This is a genomic window from Opitutus terrae PB90-1, assembly GCF_000019965.1.
GTDB classification, from domain to species: domain Bacteria; phylum Verrucomicrobiota; class Verrucomicrobiia; order Opitutales; family Opitutaceae; genus Opitutus; species Opitutus terrae.
Map to the genome: position 1 here is coordinate 5,158,724 of NC_010571.1, position 15,553 is coordinate 5,174,276.

Annotated in this window: 11 protein-coding genes; all 11 read left to right on the forward strand. The window is 62.7% G+C overall.

What is annotated here, in order from left to right; genetic code table 11:
* The first annotated feature begins 166 nt into the window (after nt 1-166).
* The 11 genes from OTER_RS24515 to OTER_RS24530 all read left to right on the forward strand — a co-directional run bounded on the left by OTER_RS24515 (nt 167) and on the right by OTER_RS24530 (nt 15,425).
* On the forward strand, nt 167-3,994 hold the full coding sequence (locus OTER_RS24515; RefSeq protein ID WP_012376775.1) for a glycosyltransferase: 3,828 nt from the start codon (nt 167-169) through the stop codon (nt 3,992-3,994).
* A 104-nt stretch (nt 3,995-4,098) separates the two neighbouring features.
* Entirely contained in the window at nt 4,099-4,953 is an 855-nt protein-coding gene (locus tag OTER_RS24520; RefSeq protein ID WP_012376776.1) for a class I SAM-dependent methyltransferase, read from the forward strand.
* A 69-nt stretch (nt 4,954-5,022) separates the two neighbouring features.
* Nucleotides 5,023-5,997 (forward strand): NAD-dependent epimerase/dehydratase family protein, encoded by a 975-nt coding sequence (locus OTER_RS20070; protein ID WP_012376777.1) that lies wholly within the window; start codon nt 5,023-5,025, stop codon nt 5,995-5,997.
* The gene (locus tag OTER_RS24525; protein ID WP_012376778.1) at nt 5,981-7,525 is read left to right on the forward strand and encodes a glycosyltransferase; all 1,545 of its coding nucleotides are present in this window, start codon (nt 5,981-5,983) and stop codon (nt 7,523-7,525) included. The genes OTER_RS20070 and OTER_RS24525 overlap by 17 nt, the downstream gene beginning before the upstream one ends.
* A 37-nt stretch (nt 7,526-7,562) precedes the next feature.
* Nucleotides 7,563-8,546, forward strand: a complete 984-nt coding sequence (locus tag OTER_RS20080; protein WP_012376779.1) for a GHMP family kinase ATP-binding protein — start codon at nt 7,563-7,565, stop codon at nt 8,544-8,546.
* Nucleotides 8,547-8,567: 21 nt separating this feature from the next.
* Entirely contained in the window at nt 8,568-9,299 is a 732-nt protein-coding gene (locus OTER_RS20085) for a nucleotidyltransferase family protein (protein WP_202796001.1), read from the forward strand.
* Between the two features lie 39 nt (nt 9,300-9,338).
* Entirely contained in the window at nt 9,339-9,938 is a 600-nt protein-coding gene (locus OTER_RS20090) for an SIS domain-containing protein (protein WP_012376781.1), read from the forward strand.
* A 25-nt stretch (nt 9,939-9,963) separates the two neighbouring features.
* Nucleotides 9,964-10,509: a D-glycero-alpha-D-manno-heptose-1,7-bisphosphate 7-phosphatase gene (locus tag OTER_RS20095; protein WP_012376782.1), complete on the forward strand. Its 546-nt coding sequence runs from the start codon at nt 9,964-9,966 to the stop codon at nt 10,507-10,509.
* A gap of 15 nt (nt 10,510-10,524) precedes the next feature.
* Nucleotides 10,525-11,247, forward strand: a complete 723-nt coding sequence (locus tag OTER_RS20100) for a transaldolase (protein WP_012376783.1) — start codon at nt 10,525-10,527, stop codon at nt 11,245-11,247.
* Between the two features lie 342 nt (nt 11,248-11,589).
* Nucleotides 11,590-14,547, forward strand: coding sequence for a hypothetical protein (locus OTER_RS20105; RefSeq protein ID WP_148218191.1), 2,958 nt, complete (start codon nt 11,590-11,592; stop codon nt 14,545-14,547).
* Nucleotides 14,544-15,425: a class I SAM-dependent methyltransferase gene (locus tag OTER_RS24530; RefSeq protein WP_012376785.1), complete on the forward strand. Its 882-nt coding sequence runs from the start codon at nt 14,544-14,546 to the stop codon at nt 15,423-15,425. The genes OTER_RS20105 and OTER_RS24530 overlap by 4 nt, the downstream gene beginning before the upstream one ends.
* Nucleotides 15,426-15,553 lie beyond the last annotated feature (128 nt).

A 15,553-nucleotide genomic window follows, 5' to 3' on the forward strand; every position in this document is an offset into this window, starting at 1 on the left:
GGGCGCCGATCTCAGCGCCATCGCGGCCAGTGCGAATTGACGCCACTCACGTTCCTTTAGGAGAACGTTGCCCCATGACTCCAAGCGTCCGCACCCGAAGACATTCCCTGCCAAAATCCGGTCTGGCGGTCGGTCTACGACTCTCGCTAGCCTGACCTCCACTCGCGTGAACATCCTTTTCGTCAACTACGGCGACTTCACGAGCAACAGCCTCAACCACATCGCGGCCTTCGCCAACCAGCTGACGTTGTTGGGGCATGCGTGTGTCGTCGCCGTGCCGGAGAATCCGGACAGCATCAGCGCGATTCCCCAAGTGCTATTCACGCCGGTCACCTTTGCGCGAGCGCTGGAATCGGAGCCGATCTTCCCCGACCGCCGCGGTGCCGACGTCGTTCACACGTGGACTCCCCGCGAGAATGTCCGTGAGTTCACGCTGGCCTATCTGCATCGCACGACGGCGGCAGCGCTGATCATCCATCTCGAGGACAACGAAGAATTCCTCCTGGCGAGTTACGCGCACGAATCGCTCGAAAAGCTGCGGGAACTTCCCGATGAAGAACTCGTCCGACGGCTGTCGCCGCGGCTGTCTCACCCCGTTCGTTTTCGCAATTTTCTCCAAATCGCCCACGGTGTGACTTGCATCACGGACCGGCTGCGCGAGTTCGTTCCCACCGCCAAGCCCGCCCACCGGCTGCTACCGGGAGTCGATCCCGCGTTCTACCGGCCCCAGGAACCTGATGCCCGGCTCCGCAGCGAAATCGGGGTCGCACTCACCGACAAACTGCTCGTTTTCACCGGCAGCACCACATTTGCGAACCTTGCCGACGTGCGGTCGTTGCTGCTCGCCGTTCGGCTGCTCAACGAGCGCGGCGTGCCATGCAAACTTGTTCGCACCGGCATCAATCCGCCTCCGCTGGCGCAGGAGCTCGCCGCACTCGGCGGGCCGCACGTGATCGATTTGGGCTTCGTGCCCAAGCCGCAACTCGGACCGTTGCTCGCGCTCGCGGATGTGTTGGTGCAACCCGGCACCGCTGACGCGTTCAACGATTATCGCCTGCCTTCGAAGATCCCGGAGTTCATGAGCGTCGGCCGGCCGGTCGTGATTCCGCGCGCCAACCTGGCAAAAGAAATGGAGCACGGTCGGCACGCGCTGTTGCTCAATGACGGCTCGCCCGCGGAGATCGCCGACGCCTGTGCTCGGATCTTTGCCTACCCCGCGCTGGCGCAGCGTTTGGCGGAAGGGGCGCTCGAGTTCGCGCGGGATCATTTCGATCTCACCGCCAACACGGCCGGCCTGCTCGAGTTCTACAAAAGGGTACGAGCACGCGCGACGCCGCTCTTTCAACCCGGCGATGCCGCGTTCTCGGAGGACGTGTTGCTGACCGACGGCAACCTCGCGCGGCGTATGCGCGCGAAGGAACAAACCATCGCGCAGCTCCGCGAGACGCTCGCCGCGCGCGAAGCGACCGTCGCCGAACGCGACGCCGCCATCACTGCTCAGCAGGCGGAGATCGCCGCGCTGCGTGCCAAGTCGAACGCTGACCTCGCCGCGATGCGGCAGCACGTCGCCAACCTCGAAAACGTGATCGTCGAACTGCGGCGCACTCTCGAGGACGCAGCGGCGCAGCGCGCAAGGGCCGAGCTCCAGGAAAACTACCACCAGGCGAAGCTCCAGGAGGTCCGCGCTCAGATCGAGGTGCTCCGTGCCCAGCTGGCGGACGCGTCGGCGACCGCCGGTTTTCTCCGCACCGAACTCGAGCGCGCCAGGGCGCAGGCCGCCGGCACCGCCGAGCAGATTCGGCAGCGCGACGACAAAATTGCGCGGATGACGCGCTCGTTCTCGTGGCAGGCGACGGCACCGCTCCGCGCCCTTCGCCGCACGGTGCTCGATCCGCTCCAGCGCCGCGCACCGGGCGGCGCGGCCCCAGTGGTGCCGATCGAGAGCGGCTTCGTTTGTTCGATCGACCAGCCCACCGACTGGGCCGATCTGCCGCCGGAAGGTAGTGTCGCCGGCTGGGTGCTCGCACCGTCTGCCTCGGCCGTTTCCGGTGTTCGCTTCCGCGCCGGCGGGCAAACCGTTTTAGGCCAGCACAACCTCGCACGACCGGATGTCGCCAGTGGACATCGCGACCATCCCCACGCGGGCCGCAGCGGCTTCATGCTGGATTACCGGCTGCCGCCGAGTTCGGACCAGCAGATTATTTTCGAGGCTTTGGTCGAAGGCGCTTGGCGCGCGTTCGCATTCCGCAACGCGCGGTGCGCCGCGGAAGTGCCAGAGGAGCTGCGACGCGACTACGCCGCGTGGGTGCGCCGGTTCGCCACCCTTACCCCCGATCAGATCGTGGAGCGGCAACAGCGGGTCGAGGCACTGCCGCTCGCGCAGCGACCGCTCATTTCGGTGATCATGCCGGTGTACAACACGCCGGAAAAGTGGTTGGTGAAAGCGATCGAATCCGTGCGTGCGCAGATTTACCCGAATTGGGAACTGTGCATCGCCGACGACGCCTCGTCCGCCTCCCACGTTCGTCCCCTCCTCGAGGACTTCGCCCGGCGCGATGAACGCATCAAGCTGGTTTTCCGCGATCAAAACGGCCACATCTCCGCTGCGTCGAACTCCGCACTCGATCTCGCGCGCGGCGAGTTTGCCGCCCTGCTCGACCACGACGACGAACTCGCGCGCGATGCCCTCTACGAGGTCGTCCAGTGTCTGGCCGCGCATCCGGACGCCGACCTCATCTACTCGGACGAGGACAAGATCGATGAGGCAGGGCGCCGGTTCGATCCCTATTTCAAACCGGACTTCCTGCCGGATCTGTTCACGGCCCAGAACTTCACCTCTCATCTTTCGGTCTACCGGGCCTCGCTAATCCGCCAGGCGGGCGGGTTCCGCATCGGCTACGAAGGCAGCCAGGACTGGGACCTCGCGTTGCGGGCCATCGATCTTACCGAGCGCAGCCGCATTCAGCATGTGCCGAAGGTGCTCTATCACTGGCGCGCGATCCCCGGCTCGACGGCGCTCGCGCTCGGCGAAAAAAATTATCCGATGCTCGCGGCGCGCAAGGCCCTGGCGGATCACTTCGCCCGTCGTGGTGAGACCGTGGAACTGCTGCGCCAGGTCGGCGATTACTGGCGGGTGAAGCGGCCCGTGCCGGCGAACCCGCCGCTGGTGTCGTTGATCATCCCGACGCGCAACCGCGCCGATCTCCTCTCGCGCTGCGTGGGATCGATCCTCGCCAAGACCAGCTACCCACGATTCGAAATCATCGTGGTCGACAACGGCTCGGACGAACCCGGGACGCTGGCGTATCTGGATCAACTGCGCTCGGGCGGCACCACCGTGCTCCGCTACGACGAACCTTTCAATTTTTCGGCGATCAACAATTTTGCCGCGGCGCAGGCGGAGGGGGAAATTCTCGGGTTGCTGAACAACGACCTCGAGGTGATCAATCCCGACTGGCTCGACGAGATGGTGAGTCACGCGGTTCGCCCGGAGATCGGCTGCGTCGGCGCGATGCTCTACTATCCCGATGACACGATTCAGCACGCTGGGGTATTGCTCGGGCTAGGCGGCGTTGCCAATCACGCCTACTATCACGCACCACGCGGCACGTGCCACTATTTCAACCGCGCGCACCTGCTACAAAACTACTCCGCCGTCACCGCCGCGTGCCTGCTCATCCGGCGGAAGGTCTTCGCGCAGGTCGGCGGGCTCAACGCAACGGATCTGGCGATCGCGTTCAACGACGTCGATTTCTGCCTGCGGGTTCGTGCCGCGGGCTATCTCAACCTCTGGACGCCGTTCGCCGAGTTCTACCATCACGAGTCGCCGAGCCGCGGCAGCGAAGACACTCCGGAGAAGCTCGCGCGTTTCCATGCCGAGGTCGCCTACATGCAGCGCACCTGGGGCCCGCTCCTCGAACGCGATCCCGCCTACAACCCGAACCTGACGCTCGACCGCCAGGACTTCTCCCTGGCGTTTCCTCCGCGCCGATAGCCGCGTTGGCGCGCCCTGCCCCGGTAGGCCGAGCCTACCGCGAGTCCACCGAGCCCCGCGGGCAGATCGGCCAACCACTACCGCACTTCCCCGTCCCACCCGTCATGACTCACGAGAACAAAGTCGCCCGTTGGCTGCTTCCGTTGGAATCCGCCGGCGGAATTGGCGTGGAGATCGGACCGTTCAAGACCCCAGTGCCCGGGATTAAACCGATCTATGTCGACCGCTTCAAGGAGTACGCCGGCGAGAAGTGTCTGGCCGATTACCATGGCGACGCCGCCAATCTTCCATTTCGCGACAACTCTCTAGCCTACGTAGTCTCTTCGCACGTGCTGGAGCATACCGCTAATCCTGTGGCGGCTTTCGCCGAGTGGTATCGCGTGCTACGCCCAGGCGGTATAATCTACGTCGTTGTCCCGGATCGCCGCTACACGTGGGACCACGCGCGCGCCCTCACCTCGATTGATCACATGCTGGAAGATTACGAGCGCAGCACGACCGCCGTCGATGCCACCCATGTCGACGACTTCGTCGACGGGGTTGATTGGTCCACCTACAGCCCCGGGACGAAAGAAGCCGATGTGTTCGCCGCCAAAGCGGCGCTCAAGGCCACCTATCACCAAGCCGTCGCGACGGGCAACGAAATCAACATTCACTTTCATGTGTTTGAGCCAGGTAACGTCCTAGGTTTGCTGGGACGCCTGCAACATCACCCGCGCCTCCGCTTCCACTGGTGCGTCGTCGACCAAGCAGAGCGTTTCCCCGCAAACAACCCGAATGGTTTCCTGGCCGTTGTCCGCGTGCAGAAATCCTGGCGCCATCGATTGCGAACCTCGCTCCAATGGGCAGCGCGACAGCGGAGCTGGAACACGGTGCTTCTACCTTCCGCACTGCCACTGAACCAGCGTCCGGAGGCAAGCGAATGTCCAACGCCGCGCGAGGGAGGATCTCCCCGATAGTATCGGCAATCCTCGCCGTTCGGAAAGCTCGGCTTGCCCACGCGCCCTGGCCGCTCCCATCCTTTTCCCGTGCAAAGAGTATTCGTCACCGGCGCAGCCGGTTTTATCGGTTCCAGCCTCGTGGATCGCCTGCTTGCCGATGGCGTGCGGGTCGTTGGTTGGGACGATTTTTCCACGGGGCAGCGGCGATTTCTCGAATCCGCGCTGCAGCACCCGGGCTTTCAGCTGCACGAGGGCGACAATCTCGACCTGCCGGCGCTCACCCGTGCGATGGCGGGCTGCGACACCGTACTGCATCTCGCGGCGAATGCAGACGTGCGCTTCGGGACCGAACATCCCTCCAGGGATCTCCAGCAGAACACCGTTGCCACGTTCCATGTGCTGGAAGCGATGCGAGCCAATCGCATCAAGCGAATCGCATTCTCATCGACCGGGTCGGTCTACGGTGAAGCCGTGGTGATTCCCACGCCGGAAGACGCGCCCTTCCCGATTCAAACCTCCTTGTATGGCGCGTCGAAAGTGGCCGGAGAAAGCCTGATTCAGGCCTACGCCGAGGGGTTCGGGTTTGAGGCATACATCTTCCGCTTCGTTTCCATTCTGGGCGAACGCTACACGCACGGACACGTCTTCGATTTCTACCGCCAACTCCTCGATCACCCGGATCACCTCAATGTTTTGGGAGATGGCTTGCAGCGGAAAAGCTACCTCTACGTGCAAGACTGCATCGACGCCATCCTGCACGTTCTTCACGCCGGCACCGCAACCCACGCCAAGCACCGTACTCAGGTCTACAACTTGGGCACGCCAGAATACGTGCGCGTCAACGACAGCATTCGTTTCATCTGCAGCGCTCTTGGCCTGCAGCCCGAGCTTCGTTACACGGGCGGCGACCGCGGGTGGATCGGGGACAATCCGTTCATCTTCCTGGATACCGCGAAAATCCAAGCTACCGGCTGGAAACCGAAGCTGACGATCGAAGCCGGCATCGTAAAAACGCTTCGCTGGCTGCAGCAGAACGAATGGGTCTATGTCCATCGCCGCTGAATCGCTCCCGGCAGTTGCGCTCGCCCCGCTGCAGACGGTCTTCTGCCCGATCTGCGGCAGCGATCGCGTTCACTACGCGTTCTCGATCCGGCACGTCCGGGTCCTGCAATGCGCCGACTGCAAGTTTACGGCGCGCACCGAACCGACAACGCAGTTGCTCGATGCCACCGGCGCGGCCGCAGCCGACCGCCTCGCCGGCACCAGCGGTGAATTGCACGCCTTGGTGCATCAACTCCTCCCGGAGAAAAACCGTTCCACGCGGTTGCGGATCGCCGACTGGCGGCCGGACGGCAGTGTGACTCTCGTCGGGAAAGACACTCCGGCCCCCGAGGCCGAAGCAGCGCCGCCCGTGGTCGTTTCGATCGGGCAACTTGACGCGTTTCAGGACCCGCTGCCGTCGCTCCGCGCGCTGCGCGCCCGGGTCGGCGCAACTCAACCGGTCGTATTTTTCTATTCCGACATCCACCAAGACGGCGTTGAGGTGGGTTCGACGGAATGGGAGCGACTGGCGAGCCAGCGCAATGCTTACATCGATACGTCAACGGCGCTGACCGTGCTCTATCGCGCCGGCTATCGCTGCCTCGGCGTGCGCCGCCTCCGGCGGCGGGTTAGCTGGCAACACTTCGTAGCCCACCCGCACGATCACACCTTTGTCGGTCGCTGGCGCCGCCGGTTGCTGCTGCTGATCCCGGCCGCCGTACGCAACCGACTGCCCGCAACTGCCAAGACCGCCGAAACGGCCATTCTCGCCGCCCCCCGCGTCCGTGAGACTCCGCTCGTCTCCGTGGTGGTGCCCGTGTTCAACGAAGCTCCCACCGTCGCGAAAGTGCTCGACTCGGTTCTCCGCGTCCAGCTGGCGGGTGCGGCGGTCGAAATCGTGATCGTGGAGAGCAACTCGACCGATGGTTCGCGGGAGATCGTCCAGCGCTACGCGCAACACCCCCGCGTCACCTGCATTTTTGAGGAGCGCCCCCAGGGCAAAGGACACGCCACCCGGCTCGGGCTGGCGAAGGCGCAGGGCGACGTGCTGCTGATCCAGGATGCGGATCTCGAGTACGACATCGAAGACTATCTATCTCTCCTTAATCCGATCATCCGCGGTCACGAGGCCTTTGTCCTTGGCTCGCGACACGGAGGTCGGCAGCACTGGAAGCTGAGGCAGTTCAACAAGCCTTTTCTCGCCGCGTTCTACAACCTGGCCCACGTACTGGTGACGGGTTACATCAACCTCCTGTTCGGTCTGAACCTGCGGGATCCGCAGACCATGTTCAAGGTGTGTCGCCGCGATTGTGTCGAGGGGTTGGTGTTTCACGGGAACTACTTCAACTTCGACTACGAACTGCTCCTCAAAGTGGTTCGCAAGGGCTACGCCCCCATCGAAGTACCGGTCAATTACCGCTCGCGCTCGCACGCCGAGGGCAAAAAAATCCGGATGTGGCGCGACGCTCCGCTTGGTCTCTGGATGATTACCAAGCTCCGCCTCACGCCGTTGCGACGGTTCCTTACGATCGGCGAACCGATCGAATGACTCCGTTGCGCCTTTCGTTTCGTATCTAGCTGCAGCCATGCTGATCACTCGGTCTCCTCTTCGCGTTTCCCTCGGCGGCGGCGGCACAGACCTGCCGTCCTACTACGAGCAACATGGCGGGTTCCTGGTCGCGGCGGCGATCGACAAATACGTCTATATTACCCAGCACCGCACGTTCAAACAGGAGATTGTCGTCAAGTACTCGCGGCTGGAGCGCGTGCAATCCGTCGACGAGATCGAGCATCCGATCGTGCGCGAGGCGATGAAATTGACCGGTGTGACTGAGCCACACATCGAGCTTGCCTCGATGGCCGACATTCCGGGGGGAACCGGCCTCGGCTCCTCGGGCAGTTTCACGACCGCCCTGCTGAAAGCGCTTCACGCTTCCCGCAAGAACATCGTTTCCCCCTCGGAACTGGCGGCCCAAGCCTGCGAAATTGAACTAGACCGGCTGGGGGAACCAATCGGCAAGCAGGACCAGTACATTGCCGCCATCGGCGGAATCACCGCCTTCACCTTTCATCGCGACGGCCTAGTCGAGTACCGTCCGCTGCGACTGGCCGAGGAGACGCTCTATAACCTGGAGGACAACCTGCTTTTGTTCTTCACCGGATACTCGCGAAGTGCGTCGACCATCCTGAAGGATCAGGACGTCAAATCGAAGCAGCACGACGCTGCGATGCTCGACAATCTACATTTCACCAAGGATCTCGGCTACAGATCCCTCGAATGTCTCGAATCCGGCAATCTCGAGGAATTTGCCCGGCTCATGGACGTGCACTGGCAGCGGAAGAAGGCGCGGTCCTCGGGCATGAGCAACGCCCACATCAATGAATGGTATGATTTCGCGCTGCAGAACGGCGCACTCGGCGGCAAACTCATTGGCGCCGGCGGCGGAGGATTCCTGATGTTCTACGCTTCAGACAAAACCAGGCTCCGCCACGCCATGCGATCGCAGGGCTTGCAGGAGGTTCGATTCCGATTCGACTTTGAAGGCAGCAAGGTCGTCGCCCAGGACTGAGCGGGCGAAGCACCGATGGGCATGAACGCCGTTCCTACCACGCTGCCGGTCGCGATTCTTGCGGGCGGTCTGGCCACGCGACTCCGTCCGCTCACCGAAAGGGTTCCCAAGCTACTGCTCGAAGTCGCCGGCGAACCGTTCTTCAGCCACCAAATCCGGCTGCTGCGTGCCGCCGGACTCAGGCGCCTTATCCTGTGTCTCGGACACTTGGGAGAGCTGATTGTGGAGCGCTATGGCGACGGCCGGAATTGGGACGTCGAGATCGAGTATGTCTTCGACGGGCCCAAGCTCCTGGGCACGGGCGGTGCGTTGATTCAGGCGCTACCCAAGCTCGGCCATGTCTTTTACGTCCTCTACGGCGACTCGTACCTGCCCATCGATTACCAGGCCGTGGGCCGCGCATTCCTCGCTTCGTCACAGCTTGGATTGATGACCGTCTTCGAGAATCGCGAGCGCTACGACTCCAGCAATGTCTGGTTCGAAAACGGCAAAATCAGGAGCTATGACAAACACGAGAAGCTCCCACAGATGCAGCATATCGACTATGGGCTCGGCATGTTTCGAACCGCGGCTTTCGCCTCGTTCCCGGCCCAGGAAGCGGTCGATCTGGCCGCCGTGCAGAAATCGCTCGTTACCCGAGGCGAACTGATGGGCTACGAGGTTTTTCAACGATTCTATGAGATCGGCTCCCCCGCTGGACTCGCCGAACTCGATCAGCTCCTGAAAGTGTCCGCAGCTCCTGGATCTGCTTAACGGGACTGCGCAGTGACGCCTCTCATCTCTTCCCCCCTCATGTCTTACTCGATTCAACATTTGAAAGAGACCGCCGAGATCCTTGGCCGGCTGAACCCCGTCGACTGCGAACAGTGCGTGCAAACCTTGGCCGAGGTCCGCAGCCAAGGGGGCCGGCTTTTCATCCTGGGCGTGGGCGGAAGTGCCGCCAACGCCAGCCATGCGGTAAACGATTTCCGCAAGATCGCCGGCTTTGAAGCCTACAGTCCCACGGACAACGTCTCGGAGCTTACTGCCCGCACCAACGACGAGGGCTGGGCCAGCGTCTTCGCCGAATGGCTGCGAGGCTCAAGACTCAACCGCAAAGACGGTTTGCTCGTTTTTTCCGTCGGCGGAGGAAGCATCGAACAAAACGTCTCGCCCAACCTCGTCGCAGCGCTGCAGCTTGCCAAGGAAGTCGGAGCTCGCGTGGTCGGCGTCGTCGGCAAGGACGGCGGTTACACGGCCAAAGTCGCCGACGCGTGCGTGGTGGTGCCCACCGTGAATCCGAGCAACGTGACTCCGCATTCCGAGGCCTTCCAAGCTGTGCTCTGGCACCTGTTCGTCTCCCATCCGGATTTGAAACGGAACCAGACCAAGTGGGAAAGCGTGCAGAAGTAGCCGTGGAACGCACGAGCTCGTAATCATGTCGTCCGCGCCGGCTGTTTTTCTCGATCGTGACGGCACCCTGAACGTGCAGCTCGTCCGCAACGGGACACCCTATCCTCCCGCCGCGCTGGCCGATTTTAGGTTATTCCCGCAAGCAGCCGCCGCCTGTCGCGCCCTCAAGACTGCCGGGTACACGTTGGTAGTCGTGACAAACCAGCCGGACGTTGGTCGTGGAACCCAATCGCAAGCAACCGTGGAAGCCATGCACCAGCGGCTGCGGGAGTTGATCCCGGAAATCGACCGCATTGAAGTTTGCTATGACCCAGGCCGTGGCGAGGCCTCTCGCCGACGGAAACCGGAACCAGGAATGGTGCTCGATGCCGCAGCGGTGCTAAACCTCGATCTACGCCGCTCCTGGATGGTCGGCGATCGCTGGCGCGACATGGACTGCGGCCAGCGCGCCGGTCTGCGAACGATCCTGATCGATTTCGCCTACGGGGAACCGCTGCGGGCACGGCCCGACTATATCGCGGCGAACATCCGACACGCTTCGGAGATTATTCTTGCTCATCCTTTGCCCTAGCACCTCTTTTCCAAAATGCGTAGGTCTCTCAACGAACTGAAGATCAAGATTTATGCGGATGGTGCGGACAAAGTCGGCATCTTGGATCTTTACGCCAAGCCATACATCCAAGGTCTGACCACGAACCCCACGTTGATGCGCAAGGCCGGGGTGAAAGACTATGAGGCGTTCGCGCGGGATGTCCTGAAGACGGTCACGACCAAGCCTCTTTCCCTTGAGGTGTTGTCCGACGATTTTGCCGAGATGCGTCGCCAAGCCGAAAAGCTCGCGGGCTGGGGTCGGAATGTCTTCGTAAAGATCCCGATTACGAACTCCCGGGGCGAATCATCCGTGCCGCTGATCCGCGACCTCGCTGCTGCCGGGGTGCAACTCAACGTCACGGCGCTGCTCACGCTGGAACAGGTCCGCGCCGTAGTGGGGGCCCTCAACCCGGAAATCGCATCCGTCGTCTCCATCTTCGCCGGACGCGTGGCCGATGCGGGAGAAGATCCAGTGCCCGTGATGCGCGAAGCGCTGACAATTTTGCGGAGCCAACCCAAATCGGAACTACTCTGGGCCTCCGTGCGCGAAGTCTACAACTTGATTCAGGCCGAGTCGTGTGGGTGTCACATCATCACCGTCACCCACGATATCCTCGCCAAAGCTGACAAGATGCTGGGGATGGATCTTGCCGCCCTGTCCTTGGATACCGTGCGAATGTTCTCGCGCGATGCCGCTGAGGCCGGGTACGCATTGTAGTCCGTCGTCCGTGCCTGACCGAGCCCGTCCAGCTGCAGTGCTGGCGCCTTTGCGCAGGACGTAGCGCCGAGCCGGACAATTTCCAGGCATGAGCTTTCTGGTCAGAATCTCTACACGTCGCCCGGCCGAGCACGGCAGTCTCCATCCTGGGCCCTGCAACCCGCTGCCATTCCGAGCGAATCAGCGATGCGCCAGGGGAAAATCGCCTCGGCATCGTCGCCCATGATGCCGCGTTGGCGCTCGCAAGGACTCCTCGCCGCGGTCCTCTCCGCGTGCTTGACCGCATTGTGGTGTGGTGGAATCGCGCCGGCGCCAGCAGTCCTGCATTTTTTCGAAGTAGAGATGCTCGCTCCGGAGGGAGCTGCAGCACAGGTCTACTACGATCGTGGCGCCGGATTGCGCGAATCGGAATCGGCCAGCGTCACCGTTGCTCCAACGCGAACATTCGTAAGCGTCCGCTTCCCGCTGCCCGTGGGCAAGTTTCGCACCCTGCGGTTCGATCCCTCGCAGCACCCCGCGACCCTGCAATTTCGCAGGGCGCGCATTGCCGGTTACGACGGCCGCACCGTGCGAGCTTTCGGCCTCGCCGATTGGCAGCCCAATGACCACGTCGCCCGCTTCGAAGTGCGGGACAGCGCCCTTGTGTTGGAAACGACGCCGGACGGGAACGACGCCTCGCTGACGACCTCGTTCTCGCCGGTTCTGCGACTCGGCTTTGGTTTCTGGTCCACGCTCGCGGCACATGCGCCCCGCTGGGTCCGTTTCTTTCTGATCAGCTTCGGCAGCCTCGTCATCGTCACGCTTGCATGGCAGCACCGCCGTTCCGCGATCCGTCTCGGTTCCGGCAGTCCCTCCGGGGCACTTGCCCTCTGTGCGCTTATCGGCACCGCGCTTTCGTCTTATCCCGTGGTGTTTTTCGGCCGCAGCTTCGTCGCGCCCACGAACGGCGCCTGTCTTCTCTACAACCACATTCCCTTCGTCCCGGGTTGTTCGGATCTGCGACCGGAAAACTCCCACGCCGCGGATATCGGAGCCATGATGTGGCAGCATCTTCCGTACACCGTCGTGGAAAGCCGGGCGCTGCGCGAGGGCTCATTGCCGCTCTGGAACCGATTCAGTTCCGCCGGCACCACGCTGTTGGGACAGGGCCAGTCGATGATTGGCGACCCGCTGCATTTCCTGGTCGTTGCTGCCGGTGGCGCGAGTTGGGCGTTCGACCTCAAGTTCCTGATCGCGAAGTTCCTGTTCGCGTATGGCATCGGCTGGTGCGTGTGGGCCCTCACGCGCGATCTCGCCGCGTCCGCCGTCGCTGTCCTCGCCGGTGTCTTCGTCGCTTTTTTCAACTTCCGCTTGAACCACCCGGCGATCTTCACGATCGGTTACTCTCCGTGGATTCTCGCCGGTTGGCTGGAAATTGTCCATGCGCCAGACAACCGTCACCTCCGCCGCCCCATGCTTCTTTGGCTCGCCGCGAACTGGATGGTGCTGACCAGTGGCACGGTGAAGGAGGCGTACCTCCTGTTCTTGGCGCTCAACCTTACCGGCGCGTTGCTGTTTCTCTTCACGCCCGCGCCTCCCGCGGGGAAATTACGGCGCGGGATGCTCATCGCGTTTGCTTGTTTCGGCTTCGGGCTTTTGTCCGCCGCCTGTTGGTGCACCTTCCTCGATTCGCTGGCGACGGCCGTCACGAGCTATGACGTACCACAGGTCAAACAACTCCCGCGCGCGTGGCTCGCCGGATTGTTCGATGACGTTTTCTTCCGCGGTCACGAAAGCGACTACCATGTCGTATTGCCGGCCGCCAATTTGCTGGTCCTTCTGGGATGTCTCTGTGCCATTGCGCAGCTGCATCGGTTGCTTCGACAGCCCGGCCCGTTGGCCGTCTTGCTGGGGCTCCTCCTGGCGGTGGCGTTCGCCTTCGATTGGGTGCCTGCCGCTCAGATCCTGCGGGTGCCGTTTCTCCGAAACCTCCACTATGTTCACCTGCATTTTCTCTGCATAGCCATGGTTCACGCCTGCGTGCTGGCCGGATGGGGCTTTGCCGCCGCCCACAATTCACTCGCCGCACCAAGCCGGACGCCAGCCGCGCTCCTGGCCTTCAAGGTATCCATCCTCTGCCTGGTTCTTTTCGGCGTGTTTTTCGCCGGCCCGTCCCGCCAGTTTTGGCCGGGCAGTTGGGCGGCCCTCTGGAAGCTGTCGCCGGGCAACGTACTCGCGTTCACCGTTCTCCTTTTCCCCCTCGCCGCCGCGGCCTTGACGTTCGCAGCAAGGCGAAGCCTCCGCAGCGGTCGACTCGGGCCCGCGTGGATTGTCGCAACGCTCGTCGCATTGGTGTTTCTTCTGGGCCGCCATGGTCAGCATCTGCCCGTGGCCGAGCTCGACCACTACCTCTCGGCGCCCGGTCCCCGCGCCGACCTCTTCGCCCCGTCGCCGGCAGTGGCCTACCTGCAGCACGCGTTGGAACGTGAGCCGGCCCGCGTCGTGGGGGCCGACAACAACCTTTTTTCGGGCTTCGCGAGTGTTTACGGCTTCGAGGGTATCAACGGCCCCAATGCGCTTGAGAATCGGTACTATCGTGAGTTCCTCGAGGCCGCTGGCCTGGGCTCTCCGGGAGTCTGGCAGATCTACCTGCCCGCGCTTCAACTCGCAGCGTGGCAGCCGCTGCTGGATTTTTTCAATACCCGTTATGTGGCGACTTCTCCGGATCACCTCTCCGGCCCGTCTGGCTATCGGCCGGCGGCTCGGCTCGACCTGAACGTCTATGAGAGCAGGCATCCATGGCCGCGTGCTTTCTTCACCAACCGAATCGAGCAGTACCACTCAGCAGCCGATCTCGTTGCGTTGCTCCGCAGCCATCCAGCGGGTGAGCCGTTTGCCGCGCTCCAGGTCGGCGTCGCGCCGGCGGCCGCCATGGCGCGCGGTACGGCTCCCATCACGGTGCCGGCGCGAGCATACCACCTGAAGACCAATACCACGAGCTTCTCCGTCTCGGCGCCAGGCCCCGGACTGATCGTGCTGCACGAGGCGTGGCTGCCCAACGATTTTCGGGTGACGGTGAACGACCGGCCGGTACCGTATCTGCGCGTCAATCACCTCTTCAAGGCGGTCGCGGTTGAGGAGGCGGGCGATTACCGGGTCAGTTTTTCCTACTGGCCACGGAATCTGACTCGATCACTCCTGCTCAGCGGCACCGGTTTGCTCCTGTTGATTGGCTTGTTCCTTTTTCTCGGTCGCGTCCTCCCGACGCTCAGCCACGCTCTGCCCGACCGATCGACCGGCCTTCTTTCTTCCAGCTCATGAGTTCCTCCGCCCCACCGCCACGCCTCGACGAGGGTTTCTACCGCGCCAAGTCCTGGGGCAGCGTTCCGATCCAGACCGCCCGCGATCTTCCTTCGCTCAAGCTGCGGTACCTGCTGGAACTGCTCCAGTCCCGCTCCTCCCCGCGCGCCCAGCTCCTTGAGGTCGGCAGCGGCAGCGGACGAATCCTGTCGAGCATTCACGGGCGCGATCCGGAACTCCAGCTCACGGGCATCGACCTGAGCGCCGAACAGACTGAACTCGCCCGCCGCACTCATCCTTCCATCACCTTCGTCTGCGGAAACGGCGAGATGCTGCCCTTTGGAGATGCGACATTCGATTACGTCATTTTCTTCGATTATCTGGAGCACATTGAGCGCCCCGCCGTTTCCCTGGCCGAGATGAGTCGCGTCCTGAAGCCGGGCGGCTATTTGCACCTCGTCTGTCCCGCCGAGAAGCAGAGCATTTTTGGGCTCTCGTCGCGCCTGTTCGGCCGCCATTTCAAGGAAACGACCGCCGGTCACATCCAGCAGTTTTTGCGGGCCGACCTCGAGGCGTTGGTGCGCGCGGCGGGACTATCGGTCATCGATCGCCGCTATAGCTACCATCTTTTGGGGAGCCTCATGGACTACACGCTGTTCACGTTGATGCTCCATCCCCGGATCTATCAGATGTATTGGCGCGGCAATCCCTACTACGCGACCAGTGTCGCGCCGCGGAAACGCGGTGTGTTCCAGCGGTTGCTCGAGTGGGGCAATGCCGTTGCCTATTTCGAATCGTCGCTGCTGGAACGAATCGCCTTCTCCGCGTGTGCGGTGCACCTCACGGCCCGCAAGGTGGCGGCCGCCGCGGCAACGAATTCGTCTGCCCCGAGCCGGTGAGTAGACGTGGGCTGAGCAAGCTGGTCCTTTACGCCGGACTGTTCACCACGATCGTCGGTGCTCGTTGGATGCTTGTTGGGCACTTTGGCACCGATCTACCAGAGGCTGATCAGTGGGACGCCGAGGGC